Below are 18,277 nucleotides of genomic sequence, written 5' to 3' on the forward strand. Positions count from 1 at the left end.
GGCGAGTCCTGGTTTCTTCTGGTATTCCGGGTTTTGTCTTCGGTTGTTTGGTATTCCTGCCTCCACCCCCTTCTGTCTGCGCCGAGGAGCGCAGGTTCAGGCGGATCAGGGATCGCGATTGTCTGAGCCGAAGGCGAGTTCGAGCGAGACCCCGCCTGGACCGAGCACCACAGGTTGCCCGTAGCGAAGCGCAGGGACGCAGACAGCAGGGTCGCCTTTTCTTTTGCTTACTTTTCTTTTGGCGAAGCAAAAGAAAAGTGAGTAGCTGCCGGGCTACCCCCGGCCAACAGCCCTCAGCAAAACGCACAAAGGCCGGAGCAAGACCCGGCCTAAAGAAACCGCTCCAACAACCGCCGCGACCCCCGGTCCAGCGCCGTCATATCCCGCACGCTGTACTGCACCCCCTGGCTGCCTGCAATCAGCAGCCCCGTGCGCCCCAAACGGCGAATATCTTCTTCGCCCTTGAGCACAAAAGACGTCTCACCCCGGTCGGTCTCCACCGTCCACACACTGGGGGTGGCAAAGGTCGAAACGCTTTTCAGCCGCGTCACCTCGGGCACAAAGTCGCGCAGCGCCAGCTCTTCTTCCAGCAAGGTGCGTGCATCCGCCGGCAATGCCTGCAGGTTTTCCACCCAGGCAACCTCGTGCCCTTCGGTGTTGACCAGTGAAATGCCTTCATCGGGCGCGGCCAGGGGAAAGGCCCGCACCGGCACGACGCCAGCATGCTGCTGGCCACCGGCATCGACGAACACCAGCCGGCCCGACGCCGTGCGTTCCAGGGAAAATGAAGTGGAAGAGAAATGAGAAGAAGTTGTCATGTGCAATCCTTGGCTCACCGGTTGCCGGTGTGCTGCGCGGTGTGGGCCAGTTGCGAGGTGGCCAGTGCGATGCGGCTTTGCTCGACTTCCTCGCCGCCCTCTTCGCTGTCGACCTGCCGCGCCTGGGCTTCGTACAGCCGCCAGTAAGCACCCTGCTTCGCCATCAATTCGTCGTGCGGCCCCACTTCCACCACCTGGCCGCGGTCCATCACCACCAGGCGGTCGGCCTTGCGCAGCGTTGAAAGGCGGTGGGCAATGGCAATCGTGGTGCGGCCCTGCACCAGGTTGTCGAGGGCACGCTGGATTTCTTTTTCCGTTTCGGTGTCTACCGACGAGGTCGCTTCGTCGAGGATCAGAATGCGTGGGTTGATCAGCAAGGCACGCGCAATCGAGATGCGCTGGCGCTCACCGCCCGACAGCCCCTGGCCGCGCTCACCCACCAGCGAGTCGTAGCCCTGGGCCAGCCGCAAAATGAATTCATGCGCATGGGCGGCACGCGCGGCCGCGACGATTTCAGCGCGCGTGGCGCCCGGCTTGCCGTAGGCAATGTTTTCGGCAATCGTGCCGAAGAAAAGAAACGGTTCCTGCAGCACCAGGCCGATGTTGCGGCGGTAGTCGGCCACACCGAAGCGGCGGATGTCGGTGCCGTCCACGCTGATGGAGCCGTCGCTCACGTCGTAAAACCGGCAGATCAGGTTGACCAGCGTGCTTTTGCCCGAACCGCTGTGGCCCACCAGGCCGATCATTTCGCCGGGACGGATCTGCAGGTCCAGCCCGCGAATGACCGAGCGGTTGCCGTAACGGAACCCGAGGTTCTTCATGTCGATGCGGCCTTCGAGCGCGCCAATCTTCACCGGGCTGGCCGTTTCGGGCACGTTGGAGACATGATCGAGGATGTCGAAAATGCGCTTGGCGCCGGCGGCGGCCTTTTGCGTGACGGAAACGATGCGGCTCATCGAATCGAGCCGGCCGTAAAAGCGGCCGATGTAGGCGATAAAAGCCGTCAGCACGCCGACCGTGATCTGCTGGCGCGACACCAGCCAGATGCCAAAAGCCCAGACCACCAGCAGGCCGACTTCTGTGAGCAATGAGACGGTGGGCGTGAACAGCGACCAGGTCTTGTTGAGCTTGTCGTTGACCGCCAGGTTGTGCTGGTTGACCTCACGAAAACGCTGGGCCTCACGCTTTTCCTGGGCAAAGGCCTTGACCACGCGGATGCCCGGAATCGTATCGGCCAGCACGTTGGTCACGTCCGACCAGACGCGGTCGATTTTTTCAAAACCGGTGCGCAGCTTGTCGCGCACCACATGGATCATCCAGCCGATAAACGGCAGCGGCAGCAGGGTCACCACGGCCAGCCAGGGGTTGATGGAAATGAGGATCACCGCGGTCATCACGATCATGAGCACATCGGTCGCGAAATCCAGCGCATGCAGCGACAAAAATACGCAGATGCGGTCGGTTTCCGAGCCGATGCGGGACATCAGGTCGCCGGTGCGCTTGCCGCCAAAGTAGTCCAGCGAGAGCTCCAGCAAGTGGTCGAAGGTGGCGGTGCGCAGGTCAGCGCCTATGCGCTCGGACACCAGTGCCAGCAAATAGGTACGCGCCCAGTTCAGCGCCCAGCCCAGCACGGCCGCGCCCAGCAGGCCACCCAGCAGCAATCCCACCTTCCAGGGCTCAATCTTCTGGCCGTTCTGGAACGGTATCAGGATGTCGTCCATCAACGGAATCGTGAGGTAAGGCGGCACCAGCGTGGCGGCGGTGGAGGCCAAAGTCAGCAAAAAACCGGCCAGTAGCTGGTAGCGGTACGGATCGGCAAACCGCCACAGGCGCAGCAGCACCCAGGTGGAAGGCGGCGTGTGCAACTCGCGTGCGCAGGCCGGGCACTCTTCGCTGTCAGGCGGCAGCGGCAGGTCGCACTCGGGGCACAGGGCTGTGTCCTCGGCCAGTGCCGTGGCATCGCCCGCCGCCGGGGCCTGCTGCTGGGCAAACAGGCGCACCAGGCGCAGGGCCTGCACATTGGCACCCAGGGTAAACCGCCAGCTGGCCAGCCGCCGGCCCGCTTCATGCAGCTCCAGCGTACCCACGCCGGCATGGTCGAAATGGCGCAGTGAAAGCCCTTGCAATACGGTGCCGGCGGCGTCCGCCGTGGGCCAGCTGGCCCATACGCCTTCGGGGTTGCAGGCCAGCAGCCGGCGGTCCGTCAGGGCCAGCAGGCCCCGGGCGAAATGAAGTTGGTTATCCAGGTCAACCACCAGCGTGCACAAAACGTTCTCTTGGGTTGCAAGTTGTGAGCGAAGCCCTGCCAGAACAGGGTCGGTAGGGCTGGAGTCGTCTGCCGGGTGGTTGTGTTGCATTGTGTTGTGGAAAATCTTGGCGTCCCGCATCTGGCGCGGCAGGGTATTCGCAGGTTCTTCGTAGTTGTGCGAATAGGCCCGAAACAGGGATTTTCGCCGAATGCGGCCTGAAGCGACCGGTTTGACCATATCAACCCCCTGAAAATGACGGAACCATCAAAATCGACCCCTGGCGGCCATCGCCGCGACAAAAACAACAACATAACGAGACACAGGGACCCACCGAGACCTTGACAGGCCTCACACTGAAATCCATCGGCCAGGGCCGAGGCTTGCCCCCGGGGGTACCAAGGCCTAACCCTGCCGACAATTTTGCGAAAAATGAGCCCACAGGACGACATCAAGCTGCTGCGCATCAATTACCTGCGCGGCCCCAACATCTGGACCTATCGGCCCGTGCTGGAAGTCTGGCTGGACCTCGGCAGCCTCGAAGACTTCCCCTCCAACCTGTTGCCGGGCTTCAATGACCGCCTGGTCGCCCTGCTGCCGGCCCTCGTCGAACACCACTGCGGCGTGGGCGAGCGCGGCGGCTTCATCCAGCGCCTGCTGGAAGGCACCTGGTCCGGCCATGTGCTGGAGCATGTGGTCATCGAGCTGCTGAACCTTTCCGACATGCCGACCGGCTTCGGCCAGACGCGCAGCACCTCCCAGCGCGGCGTTTACCGCATGGTGTTCCGTGCCCGCGACGAGCAGGTGGCCCGCACCGCGCTGGCCGAAGGCCACCGCCTGCTGATGGCCGCCATCAACGGCACAGACTACGGCCAGGCCGGCGTGCAGTCCGCCGTCGAGAAAATCCGGACCAAGGTGGACGACTGCTACCTCGGCCCCAGCACGGCCTCCATCGTGGCCGCGGCCACCGACCGCCGCATTCCCCATATCCGGCTGAACGACGGCAACCTGGTGCAACTGGGTTACGGCGCCAGCCAGCGCCGCATCTGGACGGCCGAAACCGACCTCACCAGCGCGATCGCCGAAGGCATCGCCCACGACAAGGACCTCACCAAAAGCCTGCTGGCTACCTGCGGCGTGCCGGTGCCTGAAGGCCAGATCGTCGGCACAGCCGAAGAAGCCTGGGAAGCCGCCGAAGACATCGGCCTGCCGGTGGTCGTCAAGCCGTCCGACGGCAACCATGGCCGTGGCGTGTCGCTGGACCTCAAAACGCGGGCCGAAGTGGAAGGTGCGTTCGAGGTTGCGGCGCGCCATGGCAGCGAAGTCATGGTCGAGCGTTTTGTGCGCGGCAACGAACACCGCCTTCTGGTGGTGGGCGGCCGTGTGGTCGCCGCCGCGCGCGGCGAGGCGGCCTGGGTCACCGGCGACGGCACCTCGACCGTCTCACAGTTGGTGGACGCACAGCTCAACACCGACCCGCGCCGCGGCGTCGGTGAAGACTTCCCGCTGGGCCGTATCAACACGGCCAGCGACGGCGCCATCATTCTTGATCTGCAGCGCCAGGGCCTGAGCCCCGAAGCCATACCCGCCGTTGGCCGCGAGGTGCTGATCCAGCGCAACGGCAATGTGGCCATCGACTGCACCGACCAGGTTCACCCTGACGTTGATCACATCGTGTCGCTGGCCGCCCGCGTGGTGGGCCTGGACATCGCCGGGGTCGATGTGGTGGCGCAAGACATCTCGCGCCCGCTGCACGAGCAAGGCGGCGCAATCGTTGAAGTGAACGCCGGCCCAGGCCTCCTCATGCACCTCAAGCCGGCCGAAGGCGCGCCGCGCCCGGTGGGCCGTGCCATCTGCGACCACCTTTTCCCTGCCACCGACTCCGACAGCCCTGACGGCCGCATTCCCATCGTCGGCATTGCCGGCTCCAGCGACAACCAGCGCGTGGCGCGTCTGGTGGCCTGGCTGCTGCACCTGTCGGGCCGGCACACCGGCCTGGCCTGCCAGGGTGGGTTGTTCCTGGACCAGCGCTGTGTGGACGCATCCAACTGCGCCAACTGGGAAGCCGGCCAGCGCCTGCTGATCAACCGCGCCGTGCAGGCGGCTGTGTTTGAAAACGGCGCCGACACCATCTTGCGCACCGGCCTGCCCTATGACAAATGCCAGGTGGGTGTTGTTACCGACCTGGGCGGCGCCGAAGGCCTGGCCGAATTCGACATCACCGAAGCCGACCAGATGTACAAGGTCATGCGCTCGCAGGTCGATGTGGTGCTGCCCGGCGGCGCCGCCGTGCTCAATGCCGCAGATCCCCGCATCGCCGAAATGCAGGAGCTCTGCGACGGCGAAGTCATTTTCTACAGCACCGACCCCAAGGCCGAGGCCATTGCGGCGCATTGCGCCAAAGGCGGCCGTGCGCTCTACCTGCGCCAGGACCAGGTCGTGCTGGCCACCGGTGCCAGCGAGGCTTTTTTGCCGGGCCTCGGCAAGCTTGCCGCCTGGCGCGAACGCCGCGGACTGTCCGAGGGTGGACTGCTGGCCGCCGTGGGCGCCGCCTGGGCGCTGGGCATCCCCCTCAATTTGATAGGCGCCGGCATGGAAGCCTTTGAAACCACCCCTAAAACCGCCGGGAGTGCCGAGTAATGGAAGTGTCCCGTATCCGGGCCCTGCGCGGGCCCAACCTCTGGAGCCGCCACACGGCGCTCGAAGCCATCGTTGCCTGCACTGCGGTGGAGTGCAATATCACCGGTCTGCCAGGCTTTGAGCCGCGCGTGCGCTCGCTGTTCCCCGAGATGGGCGCCTTCCGGCAGACCGGCCACGCAGGCCCCGTCTCACTGGCCCATGTGCTTGAAGCCGCCGCGCTGGCGCTGCAGACGGCTGCCGGTTGCCCCCTCACTTTCAGCCACACCGCCTCTACTGTTGAAGCGGGCACCTACCAGGTCGTGGTCGAGTACAGCGAAGAAACCGTCGGCCGGCTGGCCTTCGAGCTGGCGCAAGCATTGATCCACGCCGCCCTGCGCGACACCGCCTTCGACCTGGACGTCGCGATTGCCCAACTGCGCGAACTCGACGAAGACGAGCGCCTCGGCCCCAGCACCGGCGCGATTGTCGACGCCGCCGTGGCACGCGGCATTCCCTACCGGCGCCTCACCAAAGGCAGCATGGTGCAGTTCGGCTGGGGCTCCAAACAGCGGCGCATCCAGGCCGCGGAAATCGACGCCACCAGCGCCGTGGCCGAATCCATCGCGCAAGACAAAGACCTCACAAAAAAACTGCTGCGCGCGGCCGGCGTTCCCGTGCCGCTGGGCCGCCCGGTCACCGATACGGACGATGCCTGGGCCGCGGCCCTGGAAGTGGGTTTGCCGGCAGTCGTGAAACCGCTGGACGGCAACCAGGGCAAGGGCGTCACCGTCAACATCACCACGCGCGAACACCTGGACACCGCCTGGAAGGCAGCCGCCGAATATGGCGAAGTGATGGTCGAAAAATTCCTGCCCGGCAGCGACTTCCGCCTGCTGGTGGTGGGCAACAAGCTGGTGGCCGCCTCGCGGCGTGAGCCGCCACAGGTCGTGGGCGACGGCCTGCACACCGTGCGTGAGCTGGTCGACATCGTCAACCAGGACCCCAAACGCGGCGAAGGCCATTCCACCTCGCTCACCAAAATCCGCTTCGACGACATCGCCGTGGCCCGCCTGGAAGCACAGGAGCTCACGCCCGAATCCATTCCCGCCAAGGGCCGGCGCGTCATCCTGCGCAACAACGCCAACCTGAGCACCGGCGGCACGGCGACCGACGTAACCGATGACGTACACCCGGCTGTGGCCGCGCGCGCCGTGGCTGCGGCGCAAATGGTCGGCCTGCACATCTGCGGCGTCGACGTGGTGTGCGAAAGCATGCTGCGCCCGCTGGAGACACAAAACGGCGGCGTCGTGGAAGTCAATGCCGCGCCAGGCCTGCGCATGCATCTGTCGCCCTCGTACGGCAAGGGCCGCGCCGTGGGCGTCGCCATGATCGACGAGTTGTTTGCCCCCGGTGACAACGGCCGCGTGCCGGTGATTGCCGTCACGGGCACCAACGGCAAGACCACCACGACCCGCCTGATTGCCCACCTGCTGGCCGCCGACGGCCTGCGCACCGGCATGACGAATACCGACGGCGTCTACATCAACGGCCGGCAAACCGACAGCGGCGATTGCAGCGGCCCCAAGAGCGCGCGCAACGTGTTGATGCACCCTGACGTCGATGCGGCCGTGTTCGAAATCGCCCGCGGCGGCGTGCTGCGCGAAGGCCTGGGCTTTGACCGCTGCGAAGTCGCCGTTGTCACCAACATCGGCAGCGGCGACCACCTGGGCCTGAACTACATCACCACGGTGGAAGACCTGGCCGTGCTCAAGCGCGTGATCGTGCAGAATGTCTCGACCACCGGCTACGCGGTGCTCAATGCCGCCGACCCCATCGTCGCCGACATGGCGGCCACCTGCCCCGGCAAGGTGATCTTTTTCGCCGCCGACCGGCACCACCCGCTCATGGCCACGCACCGCGCACAAGGCAAGCGCACCGTGTATGTCGACGGCGCCACACTGGTGGCCGCCGAAGGCGCCTGGGTCGAACGCATCGCGCTGCAGGGCGTTCCCGTCACACGCGGCGGCACCATCAGCTTCCAGGTCGAAAATGTCATGGCCGCCGTCGCGGCCGCCTGGGGTGCCGGCATCAACTGGGACACCATCAAGCGCGGGCTTTCCAGCTTTGTGAACGACGCGCACAACGCGCCCGGCCGTTTCAACGTCATGGACTACAAAGGCGCCACGGTGATCGCCGACTACGGCCACAACCCCGACGCCATGCGCGCCCTGGTGGCCGCGGTCGACGCCATGCCGGCCACGCCAGGCCAGCGCCGCAGTGTGGTGATCAGCGGCGCAGGCGACCGCCGCGACAGCGACATCCGCGACCAGACCATCATCCTGGGCAGCGCGTTCGACGACGTCATCCTCTACCAGGACGCCGCTCAGCGCGGCCGCGCAGACGGTGAAGTTATGGGTCTGCTGCGCCAAGGCCTCGACAAAGCCCGCCGCACCAAACAGATTGACGAGATACGCGGCGAGTTTCTGGCCATCGACACCGCACTTTCGCGCCTGTCACCCGGTGACCTCTGCCTGATCCTGGTCGACCAGGTGCAGGAAGCGCTGGACCACCTGGCCGCGCGGGTGAAGGAAGCTAAAGAGAAAGTCACAAGCTGATCCCCCAGGCCAGCAGTCGGCAAAAGAGGAGCGAAAGGCGCAAGGGGCATCACCCTGCTGCCTTTCGCCGACTCCGAAGCCTTCCAAGCCTCCGAGAAGCCTGATAAACGAAAAAAACGCTTCTCGAGCCCAAAATTTAAGCAAAAAGAGGCTGCGGCGCATACAGAACCTGCGCGAGCAGCTCCTGAATTGATAGCAAAGCCAGGCTGCCTGCCCGCGTTAAACTTGCCCCATGACCTGGAACGCGACCCTCGCACTCGACTACACCCACCAGGCCGGCAAGACCCTTGCCCACTTTCGCCATAGCGGCCCCCTGCGCATCCTGCAAAGTCTTTATCCCGAAGGCGACGCGATTTGCCACAACGTCATCGTGCACCCGCCCGGCGGCCTGGTCGGCGGCGACACGCTGGACCTGGCCTTCAGCGCAGCACCCGGCACACACGGCCTCATCACCACGCCCGGCGCCACGCGCTTTTACCGCTCCGCCGGCGAGCCCGCCCTGCAGCGCACCCGCCTTGACCTGCAGGCCGGCGCCCGCATGGAATGGCTGCCGCTGGAGGCCATTTGCTACAACGGCTGCCTTGCCGAAAACCACCTGACCATGACGCTGGCGCCCGGCGCCGAACTGATCGGCTGGGACGTCACCGCCCTGGGCCTGCCCGCCGCCAGCCTGCCGTTCGAGAGCGGCAGCTTTCGCCAGCACATCGAAATGCCCGGCGTCTGGCTCGAGCGCGCGCGCATGGATGCCGCAGACACCTTGCTGATGAACAGCCCGCTCGGCATGGCCGGCAACCGCTGCCTCGCCTCACTTTTTTTTGTGGCCGGCAGCAAGCTCGAGCGCCATCGCCGCCAGCTGGCGCTGGACTGCGCACGTGAGGTGATGCAGGCCCACGCACTGAGCGCCAGCGCCGGTGCAACCAGCCCCGACGGGCAGGTCGTCGTCGTCCGTGTGCTGTCGCCAGTGGTTGAACCTGCCATGGCCTTGCTCAAGCAGGTCTGGCAAGCCTGGCGCACACAGCTCTGGCAGCTGGCGCCCTCCACCCCGCGCATCTGGTCGATGTAGTTCTGCAGCTGCTCACGCAGGCTGTACAAAAAAACATCTTCAGAAAATTCGTTACGCCGGCCCCGCAGCTCAACGGGTTTTGTAGTCTTTAGTTAGCCGCGCGAGCCCCGGCCTCAACAGCCGCTGAAAGACCTGTCCTACAGGCGAATGGGCTTAGGGCACGGCTTACCCGGACCTTTTCCTTTCATGGCCGTTTCAGGTAGCGGCCCAGACTCCATTTATCGATATCCATCGAGTTTCGAACAAGGAGTTTGACCATGACCTCATCCCTGAATTTCCGCCTTGCGCGCACTGCTGCCTGTTTCGGCGCTGCCGCCCTGCTTTCCCTGGGTGCCGCGGCCCAGATTGCTTCCGGCACCACCGGGATCGACGCCACGGGTGACGCCAGGAGCGAAATGGCCGCCTGTAACAACGGCAAGACCCAGCAAGACCGGGCAACCTGTATCACTGAAGTCAAGAACGCCAACGCCGCCAAACGCGCCGGCAAGGTCGACAACGCCAATGGACAGTTTTCCGCCAATGCCTTGAAGCGCTGCGATGTCTTCAAGGGCGAAGACCAGGTCGCCTGCCAGGCCCGTATCGTGGGCTACGGCAAGGCTGATGGCAGCGTCGCCGGCGGCGGTGTCGTGCGCCAGGTAGAAACCGTTGTAGTGCCCCCGGGCGCCACCAACGTTCGCGTGCAGCCGCAGACCTCGACAGACATTGTGGTGATCCCGGCGCCCGTCGCCTCACCGCCGCAATAACCAGTTGCCACTCGCTCCGCCGGGGTTTGATGAATTCACCGGATGAAGCAGAAGCAAAGGTGGGCCGCTTGCGGCCCACTTCTTTTTTGTGTGCGTTTTATGGGCAGGTTTTCCATATCGCCGGTTTCTCCAGGCGACGCATATTTCATTCGCCGCCAAACACAGGTAACCCTCCCGTAAAGTCCACCCGGTCAACGGATTTCGCGTGCATGATGAGGGGGACTATCGCGCGTCCACTGCGGGACGCCGTCTCCATGCTCCCCCGGCCATTACCCGCCACGTCACCCGCCACGAAAGCATCCATGCAAAAACCCCAGAACACCTCGCCCGAGAAGCCACAACTGGCGCGAGCGCTCGAAAAAAACGATGCCGTGCAGGACACAGTGGAAAGATCCGCACAAGAACTGCTGCTGATCAACAAGGTCCTCGAAAAAGAAATTCCACCCGCGGTCAAAACAGGCGACGTTGCGATGGCGCTGGTAAAAACCGCGGAACTCGAAGACAAAATCCAGAGCTCCGCGGAAGAGCTGGCACACGTCAACGACCTGCTGGAACGGGAGATTGCGGAGCGTGCCGAACTGGAGAAAAAACTGCTGGCAGCCACAGCCGGTATCGCAGAAAAAGACACGCCCAACGCCACCGGCAGTTGAAAAAAACAGCGCCGACACCTTTGGTGCCGGTCTTGAGTCATGTCAAAGTGGACCGCTTGCGGCCCACTTTTTTTTAGCCTTCCTGCTTATCGGTTTGTGCGGATTTCAGCACCCCATCCGCCTTGAACATGGCCTTGATGCCGCGCACCGCCTGGCGGATGCGGGCCTCGTTCTCGATCAAGGCAAAGCGCACATGGTCGTCACCGTGGTCGCCAAAGCCGATGCCGGGTGACACGCACACCTTTGCCTTCTCCAGCAGCTGCTTGGCAAACTCCAGCGACCCCAGCTTGCGGTAAGCCTCGGGAATGCGCGCCCAGATATACATCGACGCCTTGGGGCAGTCCACCGGCCAGCCCGCTTCGGTCAGGCCCTTGTAGAGCACGTCGCGCCGCGCCTGGTATTGCGCGGCGATGTCCTTCACGCATTGCTGGTCGCCTTCCAGCGCGGCAATCGCCGCCACCTGCAGCGGGGTGAAGGTGCCGTAGTCGTGATAGCTCTTGATGCGCGCCAGCGCCGCCACCAGGTCGGGGTTGCCCACCATGAAGCCGACGCGCCAGCCCGCCATGTTGTAGCTTTTGGAGAGCGTGAAAAACTCCACCGCGATGTCCTTGGCGCCCGGCACCTGCATGATGGACGGCGCCTTCCAGCCGTCGAACACGATGTCGGCATAGGCCAGGTCGTGCACCACAAAAATGTCGTGCTTGCGCGCCAGTGCAATCACCTTCTCGAAAAACTCCAGCTCCACGCATTGCGCGGTGGGGTTGGACGGAAACCCCAGCACCATCATCTTGGGCTTGGGGTAGCTGCCGCGAATGGCTTTTTCCAGCTCGGCAAAAAAATCCGTGTCGGGTGTCAGCGGCACCGAGCGAATGTCGGCCCCCGCGATCACCGCGCCGTAAATGTGGATGGGATAGCTCGGGTCCGGGACCAGCACGGTGTCGCCGCGGTCCAGCGTGGCCAGCATCAGGTGGGCCAAACCCTCTTTGGAGCCGATGGTGACGATGGCCTCGGTGTCAGGGTCAATCGCCACCTGGTAGCGGCTCTGGTACCAGTGCGCAATGGCGCGCCGCAGCCGCGGAATGCCCTTGCTGGCCGAATAGCCGTGCGTGTCGGGCCGCTGCGCGACCTCTGTGAGCTTGGCCACGATGTGCGCGGGCGTGGCGCCATCGGGGTTGCCCATGCTCATGTCGATGATGTCCTCGCCACGCCGGCGCGCCGCGATTCTCAGCTCGGCCGTGATGTTAAAAACGTAGGGGGGAAGCCGGTCAATGCGCGCAAAGCGGCGCTTGCCTGAAGAAGAGGCGGACATAAGAAACTTTCACGTAAGCGCCCGGAACCGTCCGAGCGACGTGGCGGGCAATGGGGCCAGCCGACGCCATGGTAACCGACAGGCAGGCCGCTTACAACCGGCGCCACCGCCATGGTCTACCATGCGGGGCTTGGCCGCCGGCACGGAGCCGGAAGGCATAAAAACAAAGGGAACCATGGACTCCGCAATGACCACCACCGAAACCTATTTGATCGCCATGGCGCTCATCTTCGCGGTGCCCTACCTGATCTGGCGGGTTCTCGGAACCGACTACTACGCGCCACTGGTGGTGGTGCAGATGATCGCCGGCATTTTGCTGGGCCCGGGCATCCTGGGCAAGGTCTACCCTGACTACTACGCCTTTGTCTTCAGCGCGCCGGTGGTGCAGTCGCTCAACGGCATTGCCTGGTGGGCCGTCATGGTGTTTGTCTGGATCGCCGGCATCGAGCTGGACCTCAAAAAGACCTGGGAACACCGGCGCGAAAGCGGCATCACCGCCGGCCTGGCGCTAAGCACACCGCTGGTGTTGGGCTGCGTCGTGGCCGCAGGCATGCTGATGTACCCAGGGTGGCTAGGCACGCAAGGCATGCCCTGGCAGTTTGTGGTGGGTGTCGGCATGGCCTGCGCCGTGACGGCGCTTCCCGTGCTGATCCTGCTGATGGACAAGCTGGCCATCCTGCGCCAACCGGTTGGCCAGCGCCTGATACGTTACGCCAGCCTGGACGACATCGCGATCTGGGGCGTTCTGGCGCTCATCCTGATGGACTGGAAACGCGTGGGCACCCAGGTCGGTTTCCTCGTGGCGTTCGGCGTCGTGAGCTGCGCCTTCCGCAAGCTCATGGTGTGGCTGCCCGAGCGTGACCGCTGGTACGTCGGCTTGATCTGGCTGATCATCTGCGCCTTCGGCGCGGAATGGGCCGGGCTGGACTACATGATCGGGGCTTTCCTGGCCGGCGCCGTCATCGACGGTGAGTGGTTCGACCAGGAACACATGGACCTGCTGCGCCATCACGTGCTGCTGGTGATGATGCCGGTGTTTTTCCTCAGTGCGGGGCTGCGCACCAACTGGTCCGTCGGCGGAGAAGCCGTTTTTATCGCCGCGGCGGTGCTGCTGGTGGCCTCGGTCGGCGGCAAGTTGATGGGCACTTACATCGCAGGCAAAGTGCTGAAATGGGCGCCCGGTGAAGGCTCCATCATCGGCTGGCTGCTGCAGACCAAGGGCCTGATCATGATCATCTTTGTCAACATCCTGCTGGGCAAGAAAATCATCTCCAATGAGACCTTCACCGCCCTGCTGCTGATGGCCATTGCCAGCACCATGCTGACGGTGCCGATGACGGCACCCCGGCTTCAGCGCATGAAAGAGATCATCTCTCGCTCGAAGTAACCGGCGTAATCGGCCTTCTGGCAGCCTTCCAGCGGGCCAGCAAAAACTCCAGCGCCAAAACCAGCAGAAATCCGCAGGCATAGGCCAGCACGTCCATCCAGTCAGCCACCGAACCCAGCAGAATCTTCAGCACCCGGTTCTGCACGTGCCAGCCGTTGACGCTGGCCACATACTGGGCCAGCTCCACCAGGCAACCCACCGCAAACGCCACCAGCGCCAGGTTGCGGGTGTTGGCCTTGATCACGGTCTTGAGCAAAAGGTACACCCACACCACAGCCAGCACGTCGCCGACAAAACCCCGCAGCCAGCGGTGGTGTGACCACACAGTCGCGATCAGCACTTCAATGATGAAAATAAAGACCGCCCAGAGTGCAGCCTCGCGGTCAAAGCGCAGCTTCACGCGGGAAGCGCCTGTCTCAGTCGGGGACATGGATGCGCGCCTTCACATGCTTCAGGTTGGCCACGATGGTGAAGGTCATGACCACCAGCAGTGACCAGGAACTCCATTTGCCCACATGAACAAGGGACCAGGCGCCCAGCTGGTTGGGGTAGTGCCACAGGCTGAAGAACGTGCTGATGTTTTCAGCCACCCAGATAAAGAAGCCGATCAGCAAAAAGCTCAGCAGCAAGGGCATGCTCCGGTCCCGGTCATAGGGCCGGAAGATCACCGTGGACCTGGCATACAAGCCGCCCAGGCAGGCGGCGATGTACCAGCGGTAGTCGCCCCAAAAGTGGTGCGTGAAAAAGTTGCCGTAAATCAGCACCGCAATCACCACGCCCATCCAGTAAGGCGGGTGATGCCGGATGCGCAGGTCAAACAATCGCCACGCCTGGATGATGTAGCTGCCCACCGCCGCATACATGAAGCCGGAAAACAGCGGCACGCCAAACACTTTCGTATAGGCAAAGTCCGGGTAGCTCCAGGACTGGATGGACCCGGAAGTCTTGAAGACCTCCAGCGCAAACCCCACCACGTGAAAGAGGCAGATGGCCTTCAGCTCATCCAGGGTTTCCAGCTTGGCCAGCACCATCCAGCCTTGAATCAGCAGCGCTATCAAAAGCAGCAGGTCGTAGCGCGGAATACCGGCCACGCCTGCCCGCGGCACAAGGAACACCGCTGCAAAGAACAGCCCGGCAAAGAGGCAGGCCCTGGCTTCCTTGAGGCCGAAGCAGCCAAACTCCACCAAAAAGCGGCGAAAGCCCGACAGGCCCGCATGAGATTTCGTCTGGATCAGCCAGTTGTCCAACGCAAGCAACGCCATCGGCATCTACCTTTTTTTGATTGTTTTTTGCCGGTTTGTTTCGGCGACCGCTGCGATTCTACGTTCGCGGAACTGATACGAATATCGGCATGCCTGCAGGCACAAAAAAGCCCGGACAAACCGGGCTTTGACGCAAGGCGACGACAGGCACCCTGCTTAAATCGCCACCAGCTGCCGCACGCCGTTGGTTTCCATGTCCTTGCCCTGGCCGCGCGCAATGAATTCGCCGCGCTCCATCACCAGGTAGTCGTCGGCCAGTTCCTGCGCGAAGTCGTAGTACTGCTCCACCAGCAAGATGGCCATGTCACCGCGATCGGCCAGCATGCGGATCACGCGGCCGATGTCCTTGATGATGCTGGGCTGAATGCCCTCGGTTGGCTCGTCAAGAATCAACAGCTTGGGCTTGGCCGCCAGTGCACGCGCAATGGCCAGCTGTTGCTGCTGCCCACCCGACAAGTCACCACCGCGCCGGTTCAGCATTTGCTTGAGCACCGGAAACAGCTCATACAGCTCGGCAGGAATCGGCGTGCTCGCGCTTTTGTAGGCCAGACCCATGCGCAGGTTTTCTTCCACCGTGAGGCGTGCGAAGATTTCACGGCCTTGCGGCACAAAGCCGATGCCTGCGCGGGCGCGCTCATACGGCGTGTTGCCCTGGACAGGTTTGCCGTCGAATTCAATCGTGCCGGTCTTGATGGGGATCAGGCCCATCAGTGATTTGAGCAACGTGGTCTTGCCCACGCCGTTGCGGCCCAGCAGCACCGTAACCTTGCCCAGGTGGGATTCGAGGCTCACGTCTCTGAGGATGTGAGAGCCACCGTAGTATTGGTTGATGTTTTTTACTTGGAGCATGAGGAGTCTCCGTAGGGAAGTGCATTTCGAGGGTTGGTTCTTGCTTCGGTCCCTGCGCTCATTGCTGTGAACTGCTGGCCGGGGGTTGCCCGGCATGCAAGTAACTTTCTTTTGCTTCGCCAAAAGAAAGTCACCAAAGAAAAGGCGACCCTGGTTCCTGCGTCCCTACGCTTCGCTTCGGGCAACCTGCGGTGCTCGGTCCAGCCGGGGTCAAAAACAACTCGCCTGCGGCTCAAACAAGTTTTTGCCCTGATCCGTCTGGCCCTGCGCTCCTCGGCGCATCCACAAGGGCCAATCGGGAGCGGGGACTGAAGGCCGAAAACAAAAGACAAATACCAACAAGGACTCGCCACGGCGAGTCCTTGTTTCTTGTGGTCTTCGGGGTTCTGTCTTTGGCAGTTTGGGTATTCGGTTTTGGTATTCCTCTCCCCACCCCCTTCTGTCTGCGCCGAGGAGCGCAGATTCAGGCGGATCAGGGATCGCGATTGTCTGAGCGAAGCGAGTTCGAGCGAGACCCCGCCTGGACCGAGCACCGCAGGTTGCCCGTAGCGCAGCGAAGGGTCGCAGACAGCAGGGTCGCCTTTTCTTTTGCTTACTTTTCTTTTGGCGAAGCAAAAGAAAAGTGAGTTGCCGCCGGGCAACCCCCGGCCAGCCGCCCTCCGCAAAGAGCACACCGCCGGAGCAAGAACAGGCGAAGATAAAACCTCAACGGCCAAGATACACCTCAATCACCCGCTCATCCGCCTGCACTTGATCAAGAGTGCCTTGAGCCAACACAGACCCATCACACAGCACGGTAACGATCTCCGAGATCGTCTTGATGAAGCTCATGTCATGCTCCACCACCATCAGCGAATGCTTGCCCTTGAGCGTCAAGAACAGTTCCGCCGTGCGCGCCGTTTCCTCATCGGTCATGCCAGCCACCGGCTCGTCGAGCAGCAGCAGCTTCGGGTCCTGCATCAACAGCATGCCGATCTCCAGCCACTGCTTTTGCCCATGGCTCAGGTTGCCGGCCATGCGGCCCACACTGTCTGCCAGGTGAATCGTCACCAGGATCTCGGCCAGCCTGTCGCTTTGTGTTGAATCGAGCTTGAAGAACATCGAATGCTTCACGCCCTTGTTGGTCTTGAGCGCGAGTTCCAGGTTTTCAAACACGGTGAGCTGCTCAAACACCGTGGGCTTCTGGAATTTGCGGCCAATGCCCAACTGGGCAATCTCGGCTTCCTTGTGGCGCAGCAGGTCAATCGTGCTGCCGAAAAACACCGTGCCTTCATCGGGCCGGGTCTTGCCGGTGATGATGTCCATCATGGTCGTCTTGCCGGCGCCATTGGGGCCGATGATGCAGCGCAGCTCTCCGGGCGCAATGTCCAGGCTCAGCTTGTTGATGGCCTTGAAGCCGTCGAAGCTGACGCTCACATCTTCCAGGTACAGGATACGGCCGTGGGTAACGTCTACCTCGCCGGTGGCATGAGCAATACGGCGGCCACTGGCGCTACGGCCACCCGATGCCGTATTGGCCTTGCCGGCGTCCAGCGCGGCCAGGCGCTCTTCAATGCGGCGTGCGCCCTGCTCAAGAAGGTCGGGGGTCATTTGCCACCCCCTTTACGAAGCTTCTTGACCAGGCCCACCACCCCATCGGGCAGGAACAGCGTGACGCTGATGAAAAGTGCCCCCAGAAAGTACAACCAGAATTCGGGATACGCCACCGTCAGCCAGCTCTTGGCGCCGTTGACGATGAAGGCCCCCACAATCGGCCCGATCAGGCTGGCGCGCCCGCCCACTGCGGCCCAGATGGCAATTTCAATCGAATTGGCCGGGCTCATTTCGCTCGGGTTGATGATGCCGACCTGCGGCACATACAGCGCACCGGCCACACCGCACATGATGGCCGAAATCACCCAGATCGTGAGCTTGTAGCCCAGCGGGCTGTAGCCCGAGAACATCACGCGCGTTTCAGCGTCACGAATGGCCTGCAGCACACGGCCAAACTTGCTGCCCACCAGCCATTTGGCAAACAAAAAGAAACCCAGCAGCGTCAGGCCGGTCATGATGAATAGCGTCATGCGCATCGACGGCGTGGCAATCGGGATGTTGAGAATGCGCTTGAAGTCGGTAAAGCCGTTGTTGCCGCCAAAACCGGTTTCATTGCGAAAGAACAGCAGCATGGCCGCAAACGTCATGGCCTGGGTGATGATGGAAAAGTAAACGCCCTTGATGCGCGAGCGGAACGCGAAGAAGCCAAACACAAATGCAATGAGGCCCGGCACCGCCACAATCAAAAACAGGGTGGCGGCAAAGCTGTCGCTGAAAGTCCAGTGCCAGGGCAGTGTCTTCCAGTCAAGGAACACCATGAAGTCGGGCAGGTCGCTTTTGTAATTGCCGTCGCGGCCAATCTGGCGCATGAGGTACATGCCCATGGCGTAGCCGCCCAGTGCAAAGAACACGCCATGCCCCAGCGAGAGGATGCCGGTGTAGCCCCAGATCAAATCCATGGCCAACGCGCAGATGGCGTAGCACATGATCTTGCCGAGCAGCGCCACGGCGTAGGTGCTCATGTGAAACACGCTGCCCTCGGGCACCCACAGGTTGAGCATGGGCGCAATGGCGCAGACGGCGATCAGTGCCATCATGAAGGCGCTCCAGCCGCCGCGCGTAAGCAGTGGGCCCTTGGCCGGAAGGTGCACGATAGTTGGCATCGGGGTCATGGTGGTCGTCA

At 62.9% G+C, this 18,277-nt stretch carries 14 protein-coding genes; 6 read left to right on the forward strand and 8 right to left on the reverse strand.

Going from position 1 to position 18,277, the window contains the following annotated elements; translation table 11 throughout:
* Positions 1-329: 329 nt before the first annotated feature.
* The gene (locus tag ACXJKE_RS18630; RefSeq protein WP_457282094.1) at positions 330-818 is read right to left on the reverse strand and encodes a cyanophycin metabolism-associated DUF1854 family protein; all 489 of its coding nucleotides are present in this window, start codon (positions 816-818) and stop codon (positions 330-332) included.
* A gap of 14 nt (positions 819-832) precedes the next feature.
* Positions 833-3,175 (reverse strand): cyanophycin metabolism-associated ABC transporter, encoded by a 2,343-nt coding sequence (locus tag ACXJKE_RS18635; RefSeq protein ID WP_457282267.1) that lies wholly within the window; start codon positions 3,173-3,175, stop codon positions 833-835.
* 321 nt (positions 3,176-3,496) lie between these two features.
* Here ACXJKE_RS18635 and ACXJKE_RS18640 point away from each other — a divergent pair, with 321 nt between their 5' ends.
* The 5 genes from ACXJKE_RS18640 (at position 3,497) to ACXJKE_RS18660 (ending at position 10,754) form a co-directional block, all read left to right on the forward strand.
* Positions 3,497-5,704 carry a cyanophycin synthetase gene (locus ACXJKE_RS18640; protein ID WP_457282095.1) on the forward strand — a complete coding sequence of 736 codons (2,208 nt, stop codon included), beginning with the start codon at positions 3,497-3,499 and terminating at the stop codon, positions 5,702-5,704.
* Complete coding sequence (gene cphA / locus ACXJKE_RS18645; protein ID WP_457282096.1) at positions 5,704-8,298, forward strand: cyanophycin synthetase; 2,595 nt, start codon at positions 5,704-5,706, stop codon at positions 8,296-8,298. The genes ACXJKE_RS18640 and cphA overlap by 1 nt, the downstream gene beginning before the upstream one ends.
* Before the next feature lie 232 nt (positions 8,299-8,530).
* Positions 8,531-9,361 (forward strand): urease accessory protein UreD, encoded by an 831-nt coding sequence (locus ACXJKE_RS18650; protein WP_457282097.1) that lies wholly within the window; start codon positions 8,531-8,533, stop codon positions 9,359-9,361.
* 257 nt (positions 9,362-9,618) lie between these two features.
* A complete protein-coding gene (locus ACXJKE_RS18655; protein ID WP_457282098.1) occupies positions 9,619-10,104 on the forward strand; it encodes a hypothetical protein in 486 nt (161 codons plus the stop codon).
* Between the two features lie 302 nt (positions 10,105-10,406).
* Complete coding sequence (locus tag ACXJKE_RS18660; protein ID WP_457282099.1) at positions 10,407-10,754, forward strand: hypothetical protein; 348 nt, start codon at positions 10,407-10,409, stop codon at positions 10,752-10,754.
* 73 nt (positions 10,755-10,827) lie between these two features.
* Here the strand turns inward: ACXJKE_RS18660 and alaC are convergent, their stop codons facing one another.
* Positions 10,828-12,063 (reverse strand): alanine transaminase, encoded by a 1,236-nt coding sequence (gene alaC / locus ACXJKE_RS18665; RefSeq protein WP_457282100.1) that lies wholly within the window; start codon positions 12,061-12,063, stop codon positions 10,828-10,830.
* Positions 12,064-12,250: 187 nt separating this feature from the next.
* Between alaC and ACXJKE_RS18670 the strand changes: the two genes are divergently transcribed.
* Complete coding sequence (locus tag ACXJKE_RS18670) at positions 12,251-13,450, forward strand: cation:proton antiporter (protein ID WP_457282101.1); 1,200 nt, start codon at positions 12,251-12,253, stop codon at positions 13,448-13,450.
* Here ACXJKE_RS18670 and ACXJKE_RS18675 read toward each other — a convergent pair.
* From ACXJKE_RS18675 to urtC, 5 genes are all read right to left on the reverse strand, one after another.
* Positions 13,431-13,880 carry a ribosomal maturation YjgA family protein gene (locus ACXJKE_RS18675; RefSeq protein ID WP_457282102.1) on the reverse strand — a complete coding sequence of 150 codons (450 nt, stop codon included), beginning with the start codon at positions 13,878-13,880 and terminating at the stop codon, positions 13,431-13,433. The two genes, ACXJKE_RS18670 and ACXJKE_RS18675, sit on opposite strands and share 20 nt — an antisense overlap.
* On the reverse strand, positions 13,867-14,712 hold the full coding sequence (locus ACXJKE_RS18680) for a DUF817 domain-containing protein (RefSeq protein ID WP_457282268.1): 846 nt from the start codon (positions 14,710-14,712) through the stop codon (positions 13,867-13,869). The genes ACXJKE_RS18675 and ACXJKE_RS18680 overlap by 14 nt, the downstream gene beginning before the upstream one ends.
* Before the next feature lie 156 nt (positions 14,713-14,868).
* Positions 14,869-15,561: an urea ABC transporter ATP-binding subunit UrtE gene (gene urtE / locus ACXJKE_RS18685; RefSeq protein WP_457282103.1), complete on the reverse strand. Its 693-nt coding sequence runs from the start codon at positions 15,559-15,561 to the stop codon at positions 14,869-14,871.
* 705 nt (positions 15,562-16,266) lie between these two features.
* Positions 16,267-17,151: an urea ABC transporter ATP-binding protein UrtD gene (gene urtD, locus ACXJKE_RS18690; protein WP_457282104.1), complete on the reverse strand. Its 885-nt coding sequence runs from the start codon at positions 17,149-17,151 to the stop codon at positions 16,267-16,269.
* Positions 17,148-18,266: an urea ABC transporter permease subunit UrtC gene (gene urtC, locus ACXJKE_RS18695; protein ID WP_457282105.1), complete on the reverse strand. Its 1,119-nt coding sequence runs from the start codon at positions 18,264-18,266 to the stop codon at positions 17,148-17,150. Before urtC ends, urtD begins: the two co-directional genes overlap by 4 nt.
* Positions 18,267-18,277: the final 11 nt, after the last annotated feature.

It is taken from the genome of Polaromonas sp. P5_D5 (genome assembly GCF_054049435.1).

Bases quoted from the DNA above. Each gene is read 5' to 3' on its own strand.
- ACXJKE_RS18650 (WP_457282097.1), top strand. From the start codon at position 8,531: ATGACCTGGAACGCGACCCTCGCACTCGACTACACCCACCAGGCCGGC.
- ACXJKE_RS18675 (WP_457282102.1), bottom strand. From the start codon at position 13,880: ATGTCCCCGACTGAGACAGGCGCTTCCCGCGTGAAGCTGCGCTTTGAC.
- ACXJKE_RS18655 (WP_457282098.1), top strand. From the start codon at position 9,619: ATGACCTCATCCCTGAATTTCCGCCTTGCGCGCACTGCTGCCTGTTTC.
- ACXJKE_RS18640 (WP_457282095.1), top strand. From the start codon at position 3,497: ATGAGCCCACAGGACGACATCAAGCTGCTGCGCATCAATTACCTGCGC.
- ACXJKE_RS18680 (WP_457282268.1), bottom strand. From the start codon at position 14,712: ATGGCGTTGCTTGCGTTGGACAACTGGCTGATCCAGACGAAATCTCAT.
- alaC (WP_457282100.1), bottom strand. From the start codon at position 12,063: ATGTCCGCCTCTTCTTCAGGCAAGCGCCGCTTTGCGCGCATTGACCGG.
- urtC (WP_457282105.1), bottom strand. From the start codon at position 18,266: ATGACCCCGATGCCAACTATCGTGCACCTTCCGGCCAAGGGCCCACTG.
- ACXJKE_RS18660 (WP_457282099.1), top strand. From the start codon at position 10,407: ATGCAAAAACCCCAGAACACCTCGCCCGAGAAGCCACAACTGGCGCGA.
- urtD (WP_457282104.1), bottom strand. From the start codon at position 17,151: ATGACCCCCGACCTTCTTGAGCAGGGCGCACGCCGCATTGAAGAGCGC.
- ACXJKE_RS18630 (WP_457282094.1), bottom strand. From the start codon at position 818: ATGACAACTTCTTCTCATTTCTCTTCCACTTCATTTTCCCTGGAACGC.
- cphA (WP_457282096.1), top strand. From the start codon at position 5,704: ATGGAAGTGTCCCGTATCCGGGCCCTGCGCGGGCCCAACCTCTGGAGC.
- ACXJKE_RS18670 (WP_457282101.1), top strand. From the start codon at position 12,251: ATGACCACCACCGAAACCTATTTGATCGCCATGGCGCTCATCTTCGCG.
- ACXJKE_RS18635 (WP_457282267.1), bottom strand. From the start codon at position 3,175: ATGCAACACAACCACCCGGCAGACGACTCCAGCCCTACCGACCCTGTT.
- urtE (WP_457282103.1), bottom strand. From the start codon at position 15,561: ATGCTCCAAGTAAAAAACATCAACCAATACTACGGTGGCTCTCACATC.